The sequence below is a fragment of the Dactylosporangium sp. NPDC051484 genome (genome assembly GCF_040689395.1).
Classification (GTDB): domain Bacteria; phylum Actinomycetota; class Actinomycetes; order Mycobacteriales; family Micromonosporaceae; genus Dactylosporangium.
This window is the reverse complement of the sequence record NZ_JBFAZX010000001.1, coordinates 346,553-363,051: the sequence shown is the minus strand read 5'-3', so window position 1 is coordinate 363,051 and position 16,499 is coordinate 346,553. Positions and strand designations below refer to the sequence as shown.

The following is a 16,499-nucleotide window of genomic DNA, read 5'->3' as shown; positions in this document are numbered from 1 at the left end:
AGCAGCGAAGGAACCCCGATGAACCTCCTCATCCGCGCCGACAAGCTGCGCGAGGGCCGCACCCCGTTCGTGCTCGCGACCGTGGTGCGCGCCGAGCGCCCGACCAGCGCCAAGGCCGGCGACCGCGCCCTGGTGCTGCCGGACGGCACGATCGAGGGGTTCGTCGGCGGCACCTGTGCCGAGTCGACCGTCCGTCTCCAGGGGCTTCGGCTGCTGGAGACGGGCGAGTCGACGCTGCTGCGCATCACGCCCGACGACGAAGGCCCCGACGACCGGCCCGGCTCACAGGGCCTGCTCACGGTCGCCAATCCCTGTCTTTCCGGCGGTACCCTCGAAATCTTCCTGGAGGCGATGATCCCGGCGCCGCTGGTCTTCGTCTACGGCGAGGCCCCCGTCGCCCGCGCCCTGTCCGACGTCGCCCGGGCCGTCGGCTGGGAGAGCTTCCGGGCGAGCGGCTGGGTGCCCGACGCGCAGACCCCGATCCCGCTGGACGCGAGCGCGGTCATCGTCGCCTCGCACGGGCGCGACGAGGCCGAGATCCTCACCGCCGCCGTGAAGGCCCGCATCCCGTACGTCGCCCTCGTCGCCAGCCGCAAACGCGCCGCCGCGGTCCTCGCCGAGCTCTCGCTCAGCGACGCCGAGAAGGGCCTCATCCACGCCCCGGCCGGGCTGGACGTCGGCGCCCGCACCGCGCCCGAGATCGCGCTGTCGGTGCTGGCCGAGATCATCTCGACACGGCCGCGGCAGACCGCGCCGCCGGCCGACGCGCCAGAGGCGCCCAAGCGCATCATGCTGCCGCTGCTGGAGAAGCCCTCCGCGATGCGGATCGCCAAGGACCCGGTCTGCGACATGGACGTCGCGATCGTCCCGGACGCGCTGCATTACCAGCACGAGGGCGTCGTGTACTACTTCTGCGGCACCGGCTGCCGCCGCGCCTTCGCCGACGCCCCGGCGCGGTACCTGTGATCGACACGGTCGACGCGCTGGTCGAGGGGCTCGACCGGCAGGGGTACCTCGCCGAGCCGACCCTGGGCACCTCGCTGTTCCTGGCGCTGAAGATGGGCCAGCCGATCCTGCTGGAGGGCGAGCCCGGCGTGGGCAAGACGGCCGCGGCCGGCGCGCTCGCCGCGGCGCTGGACACGCCGCTCATCCGGCTGCAGTGCTACGAGGGGCTCAGCGCCGCCGAGGCGCTCTACGAGTGGAACTACCCGCGCCAGCTGCTCGGCATCCGGCTCGCCGAGGCCCGCGGCGAGACCCCGCGCGAGGCGGACCTCTTCGCGCCCGAGTACCTGCTGCGCCGGCCCCTGCTCGCCGCGATCGAGCACCCCGGCCCGCGCCCGGCGGTGCTGCTCATCGACGAGGTCGACCGGGCCGACGACGAGTTCGAGGCGTTCCTGTTCGAGCTGCTCGCCGAGGGCTCGGTCACCATCCCCGAGCTGGGCACCCGCACCGCGGTCGTGCCGCCGGTCGTGGTGCTGACCTCCAACCGGACCCGCGACCTGCACGACGCGCTGCTGCGCCGCTGCCTGTACCACTGGATCGGCTACCCCGGCGCCGCACGTGTCGCGGCGATCATCCGCCGCCGCGTGCCCGGCGCCGCCGAGTCGCTCACCACCGGCGTGGCCGGCGCGGTGTCCCGGCTGCGGGCGCTCGACCTGGCCAAGCCGCCGGGCGTCGCCGAGGCGATCAGCTGGGCCAACGCGCTGCGGCTGCTCGGCCTGCCGCTGGACGAGGTGTCGGCTGGTGCCACCCTCGGCGCGGTGCTGAAGTACCGCGAGGACGAGGAGGTGGCCCGCCGTGCCGGACTCGCCGGCGTCATCGCCGGGTGACCTGCGCGGGGACCTCGCGGGGCTCGTCGCGGGCTTCGGCGCGGTGTTGCACGACGCCGGGCTTCCGGTCGGACCGGACCGCTGCGCCCGCTTCGCGCTCGCGGTCGAGCTGCTCGCGCCGCGGACGGTGGACGAGCTGCACCGCTGCGCGCGGGCCACGCTGACCTGGGATCCGGCGCAGTTCCCGATCCTGGACCGGGTCTTCGACGCCATCTTCCGGGGCTTCGCGGACGTCGCCGACTTCCGCGGCGATCCGAACGCGCAGGGCACCTCCACGACGACCCGATCCGGCCCCGCGACCGCTTCCTCCTCCGATACCTCCGACATTTCGGAAAAGTCTGGAAAGTCACCAATGGTGGAGGTCGAGCTGGCGACCGCCGGGAGCGCGGCCGAGCGGCTCGCCGGGCGCGACTTCGCCACCCTGACCGATGACGAGCTGGCGCAGCTCGCCGCCCTCATGCGGCGGCTGCGGCTCGCGACCCCGCCCCGGCGCAGCCGCCGGTTCCGCGCCGCGCCGGACGGCCGCTCGGTCGACCTGCGCGCGGCGCTGCGCCAGGCCCGGCGCAGCGGCGGCGAACCGCTGCGGCTGCCGCGCCGCACCCGCAAGCAGAAGCCCCGCCGGCTGGTGGTGCTGTGCGACATCTCCGGCTCGATGGAGCCCTACGCCAGGGCGATGCTCCAGCTGTTGTACTGCGCGGCTGGCGCCACCCGCGCTGAGGTGTTCACGTTCGCCACGAGGCTGACGCGGCTCACCCGGGTGCTGGCCCGCACCCGGCCGGCGGTGGCCCTCGAACGGGCCGGCCGGGCCGCGCCGGACTGGTCGGGCGGCACCCGCATCGGTGCCGCGCTCAAGCACTTCAACGACGAGTACGGCCGGCGGGGCATGGCCCGCGGCGCCGTCGTGCTCGTCGTCTCCGACGGCTGGGAGACCGGCGACCCCGCGCAGGTGGGCGCCGAGATGGCCCGGCTGTCGCGCCTGGCGTACCGCATCGTCTGGGTCAATCCCCGGACCCAAAGCCCGCGCTACCAGCCGCTGGTCGGCGGCATGGCGGCGGCGTGGCCGTACTGCGACGCCGTGGTCAGCGCCCACTCGCTGGCCGCCGTCGAACCGCTCCTCGACGCCCTCAACGGAGGTGCCCCTCACCATGTTGCTCACCAACGAATTCGTCGTGGCCAGGCCGATCGATGAGACCTGGGCGGTGCTCACCGACATCGAGCGCATCGCTCCCTGCATGCCCGGCGCGCAGCTGACCGGCGTCAGCGGCGACGAGTACCAGGGGAAGGTCAAGGTCAAAGTCGGGCCGATGACCGCTCAGTTCTCCGGTACCGCAGTCTTCAAGGAACAGGACGCCGCCGCGCACCGCGCCGTCATCGAGGCGAAGGGGCGCGACGCCAGCGGGAAGGGCCGCGCGTCCGCCCTGGTGACCGCGGTCCTCTCGGCCGCCGACGGGGCGACGAAGGTGCGGGTCGAAACGGACCTGAACATCGCCGGACCGCTGGCGCAGATGGGTCGCAGCACGATCGCGGACATCAGCACCCGGCTGCTGACCCAGTTCGTCGACAACCTCGAGAACCAACTGACGGCCGAGGAGGCTACGGCCCCGGCCGTTGCGGAGCCCGCGGCTCCGGTCGTTGCGGAGCCCGCGGCTCCGGTCGTTGCGGAGCCCGCGGCTCCGGTCGCTGTGGAGGCCCAGCCCGAGACGCGGGTGATCGATTCCCCCGAGGCCGAGGCGGTGGACCTCACCAAGGTGGCCGGCACGGCGACGCTGGTCAAGCTGGCCGTCCCGATCGTCGTGGTGATCGCCGCGATCGTCGCCCTGGTGGTCTGGCTCGCCTGACCCGCTACGCCAGGCGGGCCCGGTGGGCCCGCCTGGCTGAAGTCCCTCATGAATGGGAGCGCTCCCGCGCCGTGGCCGTGGAGGCTCAGCGCTTGAGTCCCGGCAACAGGTACCAGATCCCGATGAAGGCGACAGTGAACGTGCTGCCGACGGCGACCGCCCACGACAGCCCCAGGACCACCTCGAAGACCAGGAATAGCGCGCCCACGATCGACAGCCACAGGAACACCAGCCCGACTCCGGCGAGATTGCTGCTGATCGCGACCAGCTCCTTCTTCCGCCCGCGCCGAAACAGAATGCGATGGTGGCTGACCGGCGCGATGAGGCACAGGGTGGCCACGGCGGTGCACAGCAGGGTGGCGATATAGGCGGCTTCCTGCCCCTGGGACACCGCGGCGAATCGCTGGTCGAACGGCAGCGTCAGCAAGAATGCGAACAGAATCTGCACACCGGTCTGCGCGACCCGCAGTTCCTGGAGCAGCTCGGTCCAGTTGCGGTCGAAACGCTGATCCGGCGTTTCATGGCGGTCGGGACGCGCGTGCGGAGTCTCGTCGCGATCGGCCATGTGGGATCAGTTACCCACCGGATCAACCCGGCGAACGTGACGGTTCGGGCGATCTCGACCGGCACCCGGCCCATGCCCGGCCCTCGCCGCGCATGTCGGGGCTGCGCGAGCCCGCATGCTCGGCTTATGGTCGCGGGCGTGAGTGCCCCCTTCGATGAGCTGACCGCCGGGCGGCGCGCCTGGCTCGCCCGCGCCGGCCTGGCCGAGCTCGCCGCCGCGATCGGGCGCCCGGGCCGGGCGGCGGTGGCGGCGCGTCCGGAACTGCTCGCCCGCGTCGACCAGCACGCCGCCGCGATCCGCGACTCGCTCGGTGGGGCGCTGCCCGACCCGGTCGCCCTGGCCGGCTATTCGGCGGCCATCCGTGACGCGGCACGCGACGCCGGCGACCCGCTGGAGGACTGGTCGCGCCCGTCCTGGGCGATGCTGCGCCTGCTGGCGGTGTGCAGCCTGGTCCCGTAGGAGCCCTGGGCCGCACACCGCCGCCGGCTCAGCGCAGGAAGCGCTTGTCCGCGTGCAGGTTCTCGGCCAAGCGGATCGTGATGAACTCGTCGTCGTCCGGCTTACCCGGGGTGCGGCCGCTGGAGAACGGGAAGTTGTTGTCGTTCACCACGCCCAGCGTCCGGTCGTCCAGGATCACGACGTCCTCGATGGTCTGGAACGGGAACGTGAACACGCCCGAGGTGCCGCCGAGGTGGCGCGGGTCGGCGATGTTCATGAGGTCCGCGACGAGGGTCTTGTCCATCTTGCCGTCGCGGTTGCGGTCGCGCTTGTCGGCGAGGTAGATCCGCTTGAACTTGGCGGTCGCGCCCTGGCCCTGGTCGCGCTCGATGATGAGGAACCGGTCGGCGTCGACGGCGATCGCGTCGCCGATCGAGTAGCCCGGGTCCTCCATCTGGTAGGTGTAGATCTTCCCGGTGTACCGCTGCGTCGCCAGGTCGAACTCGTTGAACCGCAGGCTGCCGGCCGGATCGCCGGCGACGGTGCCCTCGAGCATCGGGTAGAGCGTGCGGCCGTCGGGCGACAGCGCCATGCCCTCGAAGCCCTTGCTGCTGTTGAGGTTCGGGTTGCCCTCCGGGTTCTCCGGAGCGCGCACGCCGGGCAGCGAGATCGGCGCCTGCAGCAGGCGGCCGGCGCGGTCGAAGTGCAGCAGGTACGGGCCGAACTCGTCGCCGATCCAGTACGAGCCGTCGTTGACCCGCTGGATCGACTCGATGTCGAAGTCGGCGCCGGTGAGGACCCGGTCCTTGCGGGTCAGGGCCCACGGCACGTAGCCGTTGGGGTCGGTCAGGTTGATGCCGCCGACGACGTCGACCGTCTTCTTGGCGTAGTCGGGGGCGACCCGGTGGATGCGCAGCACGAAGTCGCCGCTGTTGGCCTTGTTGCCGTAGCCGTTGTCGGAGATGACGTCGAAAGTGCCGTCGCCGTTCTTCAGGATGCCGCTGAAGCCTTGGACCGGCTGGTCGTCGAAGGGCGGGGTGATGCCGTTGGACGGGGTACCGCCGAGCAGGGCGCCGGACGGGTCGCTCGCCGAGACGAAGGTCGCCGCCGGAAGCGCGGCCCAGCCGGTGAGCTGAGCCTGGCCCCAAGCCTTGCCGAACGAGCCATTGGCCGAGGCGCTCGGCGCACTGATCGCGAGCGACAGCACGCCGATGCCCACGCCGAGGCCGACACGTCGAAGATTCCTCATGGGTCGGGACGCTAGGCAGATGCCGTGAACCCCGGTTGGTGCCTTTCTAGACTTTCTGTGTCATCTGCCCGAGCAGCGTATGTAGGCGCCCCACCACGCCTGGCCCATCCGTGATCTTGCCGCTGTCGACGTAGTACACCAGGGACGCGCGCAGCACCAGGTCGCCGTCGGCCGTCTCGACGTAGGCGTGGCCGTCGTCGAAGTACGAGAACGTGCTGGCGTCGAGATCCTTCGCGCCCTGCGCGGCGGCCTTGTCGTACTTGATCTGCTCGGCCGCCGCCATGGACGGGCGCACCACGGTCAGGAAGATGTAAAAGTCGCCAGAGGAGCCATCGATCGCGCACGCCTTCAAGCTGTCGGTATTGCGGCGCTCCTTGTGGCCGGTGTTCTCGCCCAGCGCCGCCTTGAGCTGATCGTCAGAGGCGAGGGCGCACACGTCCACGGTGTCGTAGACGGCGGCGTTGCGCTTCGCGTCGGGCGGCGGGGTCGCCTTGTCGTCACCGCAGCCGGCGAGCGCCAAGACGGCGCCCGTCAGCAGCAGTGCTCTACGAGGGGTGATCACCCGTGCTTTCTACACGGTTTTCAGACTCGGCCGAAGTCCTGGGTCCAGCACGGCGTGCCGCAAACCTCGTGAGCGACCCAGCCGCCCCGCAACGCACGGCAACCGACCGGCTACCCGTGCGGAGGAATCCCTAGTGGTCGGCCCTCCGGATTTCCGTCAAAGGTTGGAGGGCGGACGCCCCGGGCATTTCTACGGTTGAGGTACACATCGAAACGAGGAGCTAGGGATGTCCAGTCTCGTCAGGCCCCGTGACAACCGTTGGATCGCCGGCGTCTGCTCGGGTCTCGCCCGCCGCTTCGGCATGCCCCCCAACATGGTGCGGCTGATCTTCGTCCTCTCGTGCCTGCTGCCGGGCCCGCAGTTCGTGATCTACCTGATCCTGTGGGTCCTCATGCCGGACGAGTCCAAGGCCCGCAACTACGGCTGAGCCCGCCCTCTCCACAGCGGGACTCCAGCGGCGGGGCGGGTGGCCCGGGGTGCGGCCCGGGCCACCCCTTGCCGCCGTCCGGCTGATCGCCATCCGCGCCCTGACCCGCGCGAGCGGCCACGCGTAGGCCTCAACACACGTCCGTCGGTTCATCGCGCGGTGCTGACGCACGGCGCACGCCCGGCGCTCGGTCCCGGGCTCGGTCAGTGGTCCGGCTCGGGGCCGGGGCGGGCGGTGCGGCCCTGCAGCAGCAACGCGCATGCCGCGCCCAGTGCGCAGATGGCGGCGGTGGCCAGGAAGATCTCGCGATACTCGGTGCGCAGCGCGGACTGCAGCGCGTCCTTGTACTCGTCCATCAGGCGCCGCTGCTCGTCGGCGGACTTGCCGAAGACCAGCGGGAAGTTCAGCTGGGCGGTCAGCTCGTGGAAGCGGTGCAGGCCCCACGCGGTCAGCGCGGCCACGCCGATCAGCATGCCCATCATCCGGGCCACGACCACCGCCGAGGATGCCACGCCGTGCTGCGCGATCGGGGTGGCTCGTAGGATCGCGGCGGAGAGCGGGCCGATCACCAGGCCCAGCCCGAAGCCGGCGACGACGAGGTCGGTGTCCAGCCGTGGCAGGAAGCCGAGATAACGCACCGCGAGCACGTCGGCCGGCCAGCCCGCGACCAGCACGTATCCACCCGCGGCCACCGCCAGCCCGCCCGCCGCGACCAGGCGCTCGCCGAGCGGCGACACCAGCCAGCCGCCGAGCACCGCGCCGATCGGCAGCGCGACCAGGAAGCGGGTCAGCACGAGCGTGCCCTGCACGCCGTGCCGGCCGAGCAGCGTCTGCGCGACCAGCTCCACGTCGACCAGCGTCACCATCAGGGCGGCGCCGGCGCAGAAGCTCGCGCCGAGCGCGGCGAAGAACGGGCGCCGCAGCACGCCGCGCAGGTCGATCAGGCGGGTGCGCGCCCGCAGCTCCCACGCCACGAACAGGACGGCCCCGGCGGCCGCGCCGGCGAGCGTCCAGCCGCCCCACGGAGGCAGGACCGCGCGCTCCGGGTCGGGGTTGTAGAGCGCCACCACCGCCGCGCCGAGCGTCAGCGCCAGCAGGAGCCCGCCGACGACGTCGGTCTTCGGCCGCACCGCCGCGGGTGCCCGGCCGGGCAGCGCCACCCACACGAGCGCGATGGCGACGGCGACCAACGGAAGGTTGAGCCAGAAGATGCCCCGCCACGAGCCGAGCAGGGCCGCGATGCCCACCCCGTACAGCGGGCCGAGCACGCTGCCGAGCTCCTGCGCCGCGCCGACCACGCCGAGCACCGTCGCGCGGCGCCGCTCCGCCCACAGGTCGCCGGCCAGCGCCAGGGTCACCGGCAGCAGGGCGCCGCCGGCCAGGCCCTGCACCGCCCGGCCGGTGGTGAGCAACCAGATCGAGTCGCCCGAGCCCGCCGTGAGCGCGGAGCCGGCCGCGAAGCCGACGAGGCAGCCGATCAGCACCGCCCGCCGCCCGAGCCGGTCGGAGAGCGAGCCGAGCAGCGGCATGCCGGCGATATACCCAAGCAGGAACCCGGTCACGACCGGCGTCACCCGCTCGAGCCGGTTGGCCGCGATGTGCAACGCGTCGAGGATGTCGGTGAGGACGCCCACGACCACATACGCGTCCAGCGCCGCCAGCAGCACCGTGGCCCCGCCGACGCCGATGGCCAGCCGCCGCCGCGAATGTCCGCCATCCCCGCCGCCGGAGCCTGCGGAGGGGCTGGAAGCCGCTGGGGCGGTCGCGGTGGGGACGGCCTCAGCGCCAACGCGGCGCCCTGCGGGCGTCGGTGGCGGGTCGGCGGACGGATCGCTGTCCAGCATCGGCTCGGCTCTACTTCGGCGGCGTGATGGTGACGGCGGCGTCGAACTCGGTGAACGTCACGGTGACCGTGCCGCCCTTGGCGTCGCCGACGGCGGGCAGGTCGAACGCAGCCTTCAGCACACGCTTGTTGTCCTTCGCGATCCACAGGCGGCCCGGCACGCTGCCGGTCACGCCGGGCACGACCTTCGACAGGTTCTCGGCCGGGAACTTGGCGCCGACCCGATACGTGGCCTGGTTGTCAACGGTCTCGGCGGCCTCGGTCTTGCCGTCGGTCGCGGTGGAGACCACCTTCGCGATGCCGCGCTCGGGATCGAGGATCGCCGACGGGTCGTAGACCGACGCGGCGAGCGCGAGCGGGATCTGCTGATAGCCGCCGGTGGGACCCTTGAGCCACATCGTCTGGCCCACGATCGTGAACGCCAGGTCGGCGACCGTGCCCATCTGCTCGACCTGCGCCGTGCCCTGGGCGTTGCCCTCCTTCGTGAGCACGCCGTCGGCGCGCTTGATGGCCACCCCGGCGATCGTGCCGTCGGCTGTGATCAGGAACTTGGCGGTCTTGATGCCGCCCATCGCCGTCGCGGAGTCCCTGAGCAGCCCTTCGGCGGCCGGCAGGTTGGGGTCGGCCGACGGCGCGCCGGCCTTCTTGTCGGACTTGCCGGAGCAGCCGGTGAGGGCGACGAGCACCGCCGTCAGCGCGGCGACGCCGGCAACGAGGAGGCGGGGGCGGGACTGGGTCGGGGACATACCGGCATGCTAGACCGGCATGGAAAACGGCGCGGGTGTTGAAGCTGAGCGCGATCTCAGCGTCACGGGATCCTCACCCGTTGGCGTATTCAGCGACCCGCCAGCAACTCGGCGACCGCGCGGCCGGCCGCGGCCGTCGCGCCGAACGTCGCGATGTGCACGTCGCCCTGCGGGTCCACCGGGACACCCATTTCGACGACGACGGCTTCCTGACGTGCGGCCAAGGAGGCTTTCACAGAGTCCGCCATCCACGGATAGCGATGCGGATCGCGCACGACCAGCACCAGCGGCCGGCCAAGCGCGGCTCGCAGCGCGTCGGTCAGGCCGTCCTCCGAGGTCAGCCGCACGCCGGAGGTCGCCGGGTCGAGTTCCGCGAGCGGCGCCAGGAGCCCCCAAGGCGTCTCGGGCGCGATCGCGAAGTTGAGCTCGGGCTGAAACTCGATCACATACGGCGCGCCGGCCAGCGGGAAAGCCGCGTCCGGCGCGGTGATCCGCAGCGCCCGGCGGGCCGCTGACAGCCCGATCTCGCTCGCGCGCGGGTCGGGCGCGAGCTTGGGCGCCGCGGCCGACCACGCGGCCATGCGGGCGACCCGCGCGGCAGCGTCGGCGAGCCGCTCCTCGGACAGCTCGCCCGAGCGCACCGCGGCGACGATTGCGTCGCGCAACATGACCGCGGTCTCCTCGTCGGCGTGGTCGCCGCCGACGCAGATCGCGTCCGCGCCCGCGGCGAGCGCCATGACGGTGGCGTGGGCGAGACCGTGCCGGGCGGAGATCGCACGCATCTCGATACCGTCGGTGACGATCAGACCCTCGAACCCGAGCTCACCGCGCAGCAGCCCGGTCATGATCTTTCGGCTCAGGGTCGCGGGCAGTTCGGCGTCGAGGGCCGGCACCCGCAGGTGCGCACTCATCACGGCCTGCACGCCCGCCGCGATGGCCGCCCGGAACGGCACCAGTTCCACCGCGTCGAGATCGGCCCGGCCGGCCTTGATCAGCGGTACGTCAAGATGAGAGTCCACGCTCGTGTTCCCGTGCCCGGGAAAGTGCTTGGCGCACGCGGCCACGCCGGCCTCCTGCAGCCCGGCGATCCAGGCCGCGGTGTGCCGGGCGACCCGCTCGGGCTCGGCACCGAACGCACGCGAGCCGATCACCGGGTTGTTCGGGTCGTTGTTGACGTCGGCGTCGGGCGCGTAGTCGAACGTGATGCCGGCCGCGGCCAGGTCGCGCCCGATGTGCCCGGCGACCTCGCGGGTCAGCGCCGGGTCGTCGATCGCGCCGAGCGCCAGGCTGCCCGGCCACGGGCTGCCGGTGTGCGCATGCATCCGCGTGACGTCGCCGGCCTCCTCGTCGATAGCGACGATGACGTCCGGCTTCTCGGCGCGCATCGCGGCGGTCAGCTCAGCGACCTGGTCCCGGTCCACCACGTTGCGCGCGAAGAGAGCGACGCCGCCAAGCCCTTCGGCGAGGCGGCGGCGTAGCCATGGTGGCGGCTCCTTGCCGACGAATCCTGGCTGTAGCACGGCATCCGCCATGCTGCGCAGGTCGACCCCCGTGCGTGCATCCATGCGTGAACCACCCTTCGCCTGGCGATGATGGTCACATCACATCTCAGTAATAGTCAAGAAACCTTCCAGTAGTTAACAGGTTAGTTCCGCTTTCATGCACAGGTCGGACACATACACGCAGCACGGCACCTGAGTGCGGAATGGTTCAGCGATTCGGGCGGATCGTCCAGACCACGGTCATGGCCGTGGTGACCGCGCCGTCCTCGCGGGTGATCTCGATGGCCACCGGGAACTCGGGACGGCCGCCCGCCGCCAGCTCATCGACGACCTCGTCCACCGCGCGGCCGAGGGTGGCGGTGGCGCGGACCGGACCCCTCGCCAGCTTCGCGTATGCGATGTCCGCGCGCACCGCCAGCGGCGTGCCCAGCGACAGGTGCGGGCCGAACGCGGCCATCACGACCGCGCCCGAGGCGGTCTCACCCAGCGCGAACAGCGCACCCGCGTGGGGGCCGGCCACGTGGTTGTGCAGGCGCTCCTCATCGGGAAGGGTGGCGACGGCGCGCACGTCGTCGCCGTCCACCACCACCTCGACGATCTCGATGCCCACGGTGCGGGCGAACGGCACGACCGACGTCAGGCCCCGGGCCAGCGCCTTTGAATCAATGTTCATGCCAGATATGTTACCGACCAGTAGCCGCTGGCCGGAGCGCCGATTCCCCGGCGCGCACGGCGGTCAGGTGAACAGGCGGCCGATCGCGCGAACCACCTCGACGTAGAAGTTTCCCTCGATCTTGCGGAAGATCTCGAACGGCTCGCCCGGGGAGCCCACGAACGGGCGCAGTGTCCATGCCAGCTGGGTGCCGACGAAGCCGAACAGCAGGATCCACACGTTCAGCAGCGTCATGCTCGCCGGCCGCTGCCCCGGCGCCGGCTGCGGCTCGGGCCGGGCCGGGGGCCGCATCATGGGCACCGGCTGCGGATACGCCACCGGGTAGACGGTCCGGCCGTCGGGCATCAACAGCGGCTGGCCCTGCATCGCGGGCGGGTGCGGCGGCGCCACGAGGGTGGCGACCACCCCGTTCGGCGCGCCGGCAGTCGCCGGCACCGCGGAGATCGGGACGGTGGAAACGGGGACCGCGGAGACCGGTGCGGCAACGGGCGCACCGCCCGGCGCCGGAGCGGGCGACGTGGGCACCGCCGCCCCCGGATCGCCACCCGACGCCTGCTCGACCTCGGCGGCCTCCCCATCGCCGGCAGCCGGGCCGGCGGCGGTGGAGCCCGCGGCCGAGGCCGTGGCGGCTGGGGCGGTGGCGGTAGTGGCGGCCGGGGCGGACAGCGCGGCCAGCGCCGCGGCCTCGGCGGCCGCGGCCGCGCGCTCCTCACGCTCGTGCTGCTGTCGCCGCGTCTCGGCCAGCGCGGCCGTGTGCTCGTTCAGCGCGCGCATGCCACTGGTCAGGAACCGCAGGCCGACGAAGGCGGTCATCGTGAGGATCGCGACGTTGAGGACCTTGTAGAAGTCGTAGCTGAACGCGGTGATGAGGAAGAACAGGCTGATCGGCGCGAAGGCCAGCGACAGCACCGACGTCACCGTGATCGTGACCATCACCAGCGACAATGCCTGCTTCACCTGGAGGCGGGCACCGAAGACCAGGTTGAACAGATACAGCGTGGGCAGGCAGATCGCCAGCGTCATGAGGAACAGCAGCGGCAGTTTCGCCGCCGACAGGGCCGCCTGCGCGATGCTGTGGGACGCGCCAAGCACAGCTCCATAGCAGGCCAGCGCTACTACGGAGCTGTAGAGCATCTGCTTGGTCAGCTTGCCGAGGTCGCGTTCCTCGCCGATCTGCCGCCAGATCGACTCACGATCACGCAGGATGCGCTCGATGATGAGCAGTCCGGATCCGGATTCGCCATAGGCTGCCATCGGCGCAGGCTAAGCGACATGCGTCACTCAGCGCCACCCCACGTCGATACGTTGTCCCCTTTCGTCGAAAAAGTGCAGAGCTTCCATGCGCACAGCGACGGTCAATGGGTGACCGTGCGTCACATTCGGATACGGCGCGAGCCGGACCGCCAGCTCGGCCGGGCGGCGGTGGTGCCGGCCCGGGTCGCTCAGGACGCTCTCACGGTTGGACGCGCGGCGCGGGCCGCCGCGGCCGGCGACACCGGCGCCGACGAGCTCCATGTCGTCGGCACCGTCGCTGCGGCCGGTGAGCTTGCTGACGAACTTACGCAGGCCGCCGCCGTTGATCGGCGCGTCCGACGGGGGCTTGCCGATCTCGTCCACGATCACCGCGGTCGCGCCGATGTCGAGGAACGCGAGCGACTCATGGCCGTGGTGCTCGAGGTATCGGATGCGACCCCGCAGCACGTCGCCGGTCGCGGAGTCGGGCACCGGGGTCAACGCCTCCGCACGCACCCCGATGACGATGCGCTCGCCGTGGAAGTGGGCGACCTGCCGCGAGCGCAGGTCGTTCCACGGCAGGTGCAGCACCTGGTCGCCCATGTGCAGGGCGATGTGGCGGTCGAGGTGGACGTAGACCTCGGCCTCGAGCAGGTTCATCCGCGGGCTGCCGAGGAAGGCCGCGACGTAGAGGGTCGCCGGCCTGCCGTACACCTGCGTCGGCGTTCCCACGTCCTGCAGGATGCCCTTGCGCATGATCGCGACCCGGTCGGCCATGGTCAGCGCCTCGGCCTGGTCGTGGGTGACGTAGATCGTGGTGACGCCCAGCTCGCGGACCAGCCCGGAGATCTCCGCGCGCAGCTCGGCGCGCAGGCCACTGTCCAGGTTGGACAGTGGCTCGTCCATGAGGAAGAGCTTCGGCCGGCGCACGATGGCCCGCCCCATCGCGACGCGCTGGCGCTGACCACCGGACAGCTGCGCCGGCTTGCGGGCCAGCACGTCGCCGATGCCGAGCGCGCTGGCCACCTCGGCGACCTGCTCGGCGCGCGGCTCGGCCTCCACCCCGGACAGCCGCAGTGGGAAGGCGATGTTCTCGCCGACCGTCATGTGCGGGTAGAGGGCGAAGTCCTGGAAGACCATGGCGACCCCGCGCTCGCGCGGCGGGAGGTCGTTGGCGAGCTCGCCGTCCATGATGATGGCGCCGGAGGTGGGGTCCTCCAGGCCGGCCACCATGCGCAGCAGCGTCGACTTGCCGCAGCCGCTCGGACCGAGCAACACCATGAACTCGCCCTGTCCAACGTCCAGGTTGATGCGGTCGACGGCGATGGTGCCGTCGGCAAACACCTTCATCACATCTTTGAGCGCGACGGTAGCCACCGTCACACCTCCGCCCCAGGTCAGCAATTCGCGGATCGGCCAGTTACCCCGAGTCAAATACTGTGATGAGGCACACGCAAGTTGGTCCATCGGGTAAATGACCAGTGTTCGGGGCGTTACCGCGCAACTACTGTTGTGGGAACCTGCAGTTCAGACTGACGATCAGGGCGCCGGGAAGTTCACCGTCACCGATGTGTAGCCGAGGGCCGCGAGGAACTGCTGGAGCATCTTGCGAGTGTTGTCCTCGGCGCGTTTCTGCAGGCCAGCATCCTTGGCGGCGTCGCCGATCTTCTGCTCGGCGAGCTTGTAGACCTCCTGCATCCGATTCGGGTCCGAACTCAACGCGTCACCGATACGGTTGAAGATTCCGCGCTCTTGCGAGTAGACGTAGCTGTGGTCGTTGTCGATCCGGACCGGCCGCAGCTGGGGCGACGGCAGGCTGATCTCCGCGGTACGCCGGTCCTCGGACTCCTTCACCGCGCCCTGGCCGATGCTCGCGAAGTCGACGTACACCTCGACGGAGCCGGCCGCGACGAACAGGATGCGCTCGTTGAGCAGGAAGTCCGGGATGTACTTGCGGTCCTTCTGCACATCGACGATGACCTGGAAGTTGCCCTCGGCCGCGACGAACTGGCTGAGGTCCTGCACGGACTTGAGCAGCGCCGGGCCGCTGCGGTCGGTCTGCTGCTCGGCGAACGGGCTCTTCAGGCCGGGGAAGAGGCCGATCGTCCTGGCGCCGAGCACCAGCGCGACGACCAGCCCGATCGTGGCGACCAGCCAGAAGAGGCCGCGCATCGCGCCGCCACCGGGCTTGACCGGCACGACGATCGGCTCGCGCGGCTCCAGCGCCTTGCGCTGCTGCGCTCGCGGATCGACGGGGTCCCCTATCTGCGGGTTCCAGGCGCCGGCACTCGACGTGACCTCGGGGTACTCGGAGGTCGTCGACTCTTCCTTGTCGGCCATGTTCGACTCCTGGGCTTCGACTCCTCTGGGAGGATCTTCTCCCCCACACGGTAAGGGGCCGAGTAAAGAGTCGCGAGTCGATCTCAAGCAAACGCGGCGATGCCCGTGAGGCACTGCCCGATGACCAGCTGATGGATCTCCGAGGTTCCCTCGTACGTGAGCACCGTCTCAAGATTGGCGGAGTGACGCATGACCGGATACTGCGCGCTGATGCCGTTGGCGCCGAGGATCGTGCGGCACTGCCGGGCGATCGCGAGGGCCTCCCGCACGTTGTTGAGCTTGCCCACGCTGACCTGCTCGGGGCGCAGCTTCCCGGCGTCGGCGAGCCTGCCGAGGTGCAGCGCCAGCAGGTAGCCCTTCTGCAGTTCGACCGCGGCGTCGGCGAGCTTGGCCTGGGTCAGCTGGAAGCCCGCGATCGGCCGGCCGAACTGCTCCCGCGCGCCGGCGTAGTCCAGCGCGGTGTGCAGGCTGTCGCGGGCCGCGCCGAGGGCGCCCCAGACGATGCCGTACCGCGCCTCGGTGAGACAGGACAGCGGCGCCTTCAGCCCCCGGGCGAGGGGCAGCCGCGCCGAGGCGGGCAGGCGCACGTCGTCGAGGAAGATCTGCCCGGTGCGGGAGGCCCGCAGCGAGAGCTTGTGATGCACCTCGCGCGCGGACACGCCGGGGGTCCGCATCGGTACGGCGAAACCACAGACCCCGTCGTCGGTGCGCGCCCACACGACGGCCACGTCGGCCACCGGCGCATTGGTGATCCACATCTTGCCGCCGCTGAGGATCCAGTCGTCGCCGTCGCGGCGCGCCCGGGTGGTCATGGAGGCGGGGTCGGAGCCGTGGTCGGGCTCGGTCAGCCCGAAGCAGCCGATCGCGTCGCCCGCGGCCATCCGCGGCAGCCACTCGTCCTTCTGCTCGTCGGATCCGTACTTCCAGATGGCGTACATCGCCAGCGACCCCTGCACCGAGACGAGGCTGCGCACCCCGGAGTCGCCGGCCTCGAGCTCCAGGCAGGCCAGCCCGTAGGCGACGGCGCTCGCCCCGGCGCACCCGTAGCCGGTCAGGTGCATGCCGAGCAGGCCGACGCCGGCGAGCTCCTTCGCCAGCTCGCGCACCGGCACCTCACCGCGCTCATACCACTCGGCGACGTTGGGCCGGACGTGGTCGTCGACGACCCGGCGCACCACCGCGCGGATCGCCAGTTCCTCCTGCGAGTGCAGGCCGTCGAGGTCGAGCAGGTCGAGGGGGCGCTGTGTCGTCACA

17 protein-coding genes are annotated in these 16,499 nt (G+C 71.4%); 6 read left to right on the top strand and 11 right to left on the bottom strand.

All coding sequences use genetic code 11. The features are described from left to right. The first annotated feature begins 18 nt into the window (after positions 1 to 18). From AB0367_RS01790 to AB0367_RS01775, 4 genes are read left to right on the top strand one after another with little or no spacing between them, the layout of a single operon-like run. Positions 19 to 966 (top strand): XdhC family protein, encoded by a 948-nt coding sequence (locus AB0367_RS01790; RefSeq protein WP_366224246.1) that lies wholly within the window; start codon positions 19 to 21, stop codon positions 964 to 966. After that, positions 966 to 1,829 carry a MoxR family ATPase gene (locus AB0367_RS01785; protein ID WP_366224644.1) on the top strand — a complete coding sequence of 288 codons (864 nt, stop codon included), beginning with the start codon at positions 966 to 968 and terminating at the stop codon, positions 1,827 to 1,829. The genes AB0367_RS01790 and AB0367_RS01785 overlap by 1 nt, the downstream gene beginning before the upstream one ends. Beyond that, a complete protein-coding gene (locus AB0367_RS01780) occupies positions 1,798 to 3,018 on the top strand; it encodes a VWA domain-containing protein (protein WP_366224245.1) in 1,221 nt (406 codons plus the stop codon). The genes AB0367_RS01785 and AB0367_RS01780 overlap by 32 nt, the downstream gene beginning before the upstream one ends. Further along, positions 2,975 to 3,667 carry an SRPBCC family protein gene (locus AB0367_RS01775; protein WP_366224244.1) on the top strand — a complete coding sequence of 231 codons (693 nt, stop codon included), beginning with the start codon at positions 2,975 to 2,977 and terminating at the stop codon, positions 3,665 to 3,667. Before AB0367_RS01780 ends, AB0367_RS01775 begins: the two co-directional genes overlap by 44 nt. Before the next feature lie 85 nt (positions 3,668 to 3,752). Here AB0367_RS01775 and AB0367_RS01770 read toward each other — a convergent pair whose 3' ends face one another. Then, positions 3,753 to 4,232: a DUF6328 family protein gene (locus AB0367_RS01770; RefSeq protein WP_366224243.1), complete on the bottom strand. Its 480-nt coding sequence runs from the start codon at positions 4,230 to 4,232 to the stop codon at positions 3,753 to 3,755. 138 nt (positions 4,233 to 4,370) lie between these two features. Here AB0367_RS01770 and AB0367_RS01765 point away from each other — a divergent pair, with 138 nt between their 5' ends. Next, positions 4,371 to 4,691, top strand: a complete 321-nt coding sequence (locus AB0367_RS01765; RefSeq protein WP_366224242.1) for a DUF6401 family natural product biosynthesis protein — start codon at positions 4,371 to 4,373, stop codon at positions 4,689 to 4,691. A gap of 28 nt (positions 4,692 to 4,719) precedes the next feature. Here the strand turns inward: AB0367_RS01765 and AB0367_RS01760 are convergent, their stop codons facing one another. Then, positions 4,720 to 5,919, bottom strand: a complete 1,200-nt coding sequence (locus tag AB0367_RS01760; RefSeq protein WP_366224241.1) for an esterase-like activity of phytase family protein — start codon at positions 5,917 to 5,919, stop codon at positions 4,720 to 4,722. A 46-nt stretch (positions 5,920 to 5,965) separates the two neighbouring features. Then, positions 5,966 to 6,481 carry a hypothetical protein gene (locus AB0367_RS01755; protein WP_366224240.1) on the bottom strand — a complete coding sequence of 172 codons (516 nt, stop codon included), beginning with the start codon at positions 6,479 to 6,481 and terminating at the stop codon, positions 5,966 to 5,968. A gap of 226 nt (positions 6,482 to 6,707) precedes the next feature. Here AB0367_RS01755 and AB0367_RS01750 point away from each other — a divergent pair, with 226 nt between their 5' ends. Continuing rightward, positions 6,708 to 6,908 carry a PspC domain-containing protein gene (locus tag AB0367_RS01750; RefSeq protein WP_366224239.1) on the top strand — a complete coding sequence of 67 codons (201 nt, stop codon included), beginning with the start codon at positions 6,708 to 6,710 and terminating at the stop codon, positions 6,906 to 6,908. A gap of 203 nt (positions 6,909 to 7,111) precedes the next feature. Here AB0367_RS01750 and AB0367_RS01745 read toward each other — a convergent pair whose 3' ends face one another. The 8 genes from AB0367_RS01745 to AB0367_RS01710 form a co-directional block, all read right to left on the bottom strand. Further along, positions 7,112 to 8,752, bottom strand: a complete 1,641-nt coding sequence (locus AB0367_RS01745; protein WP_366224238.1) for an MFS transporter — start codon at positions 8,750 to 8,752, stop codon at positions 7,112 to 7,114. A 10-nt stretch (positions 8,753 to 8,762) separates the two neighbouring features. Then, positions 8,763 to 9,497 carry an LppX_LprAFG lipoprotein gene (locus tag AB0367_RS01740; protein ID WP_366224237.1) on the bottom strand — a complete coding sequence of 245 codons (735 nt, stop codon included), beginning with the start codon at positions 9,495 to 9,497 and terminating at the stop codon, positions 8,763 to 8,765. Positions 9,498 to 9,586: 89 nt separating this feature from the next. Next, a complete protein-coding gene (locus AB0367_RS01735) occupies positions 9,587 to 11,062 on the bottom strand; it encodes a glycoside hydrolase family 3 N-terminal domain-containing protein (protein ID WP_366224236.1) in 1,476 nt (491 codons plus the stop codon). 145 nt (positions 11,063 to 11,207) lie between these two features. Continuing rightward, on the bottom strand, positions 11,208 to 11,672 hold the full coding sequence (locus AB0367_RS01730; protein WP_366224235.1) for a DUF4442 domain-containing protein: 465 nt from the start codon (positions 11,670 to 11,672) through the stop codon (positions 11,208 to 11,210). A gap of 63 nt (positions 11,673 to 11,735) precedes the next feature. Beyond that, complete coding sequence (locus AB0367_RS01725; protein WP_366224234.1) at positions 11,736 to 12,926, bottom strand: hypothetical protein; 1,191 nt, start codon at positions 12,924 to 12,926, stop codon at positions 11,736 to 11,738. 27 nt (positions 12,927 to 12,953) lie between these two features. After that, entirely contained in the window at positions 12,954 to 14,282 is a 1,329-nt protein-coding gene (locus AB0367_RS01720) for an ABC transporter ATP-binding protein (protein ID WP_366224233.1), read from the bottom strand. A gap of 162 nt (positions 14,283 to 14,444) precedes the next feature. Beyond that, on the bottom strand, positions 14,445 to 15,245 hold the full coding sequence (locus AB0367_RS01715; protein ID WP_366224232.1) for a DUF4230 domain-containing protein: 801 nt from the start codon (positions 15,243 to 15,245) through the stop codon (positions 14,445 to 14,447). Between the two features lie 83 nt (positions 15,246 to 15,328). After that, positions 15,329 to 16,498, bottom strand: coding sequence for an acyl-CoA dehydrogenase family protein (locus AB0367_RS01710; RefSeq protein WP_366224231.1), 1,170 nt, complete (start codon positions 16,496 to 16,498; stop codon positions 15,329 to 15,331). Position 16,499: the final 1 nt, after the last annotated feature.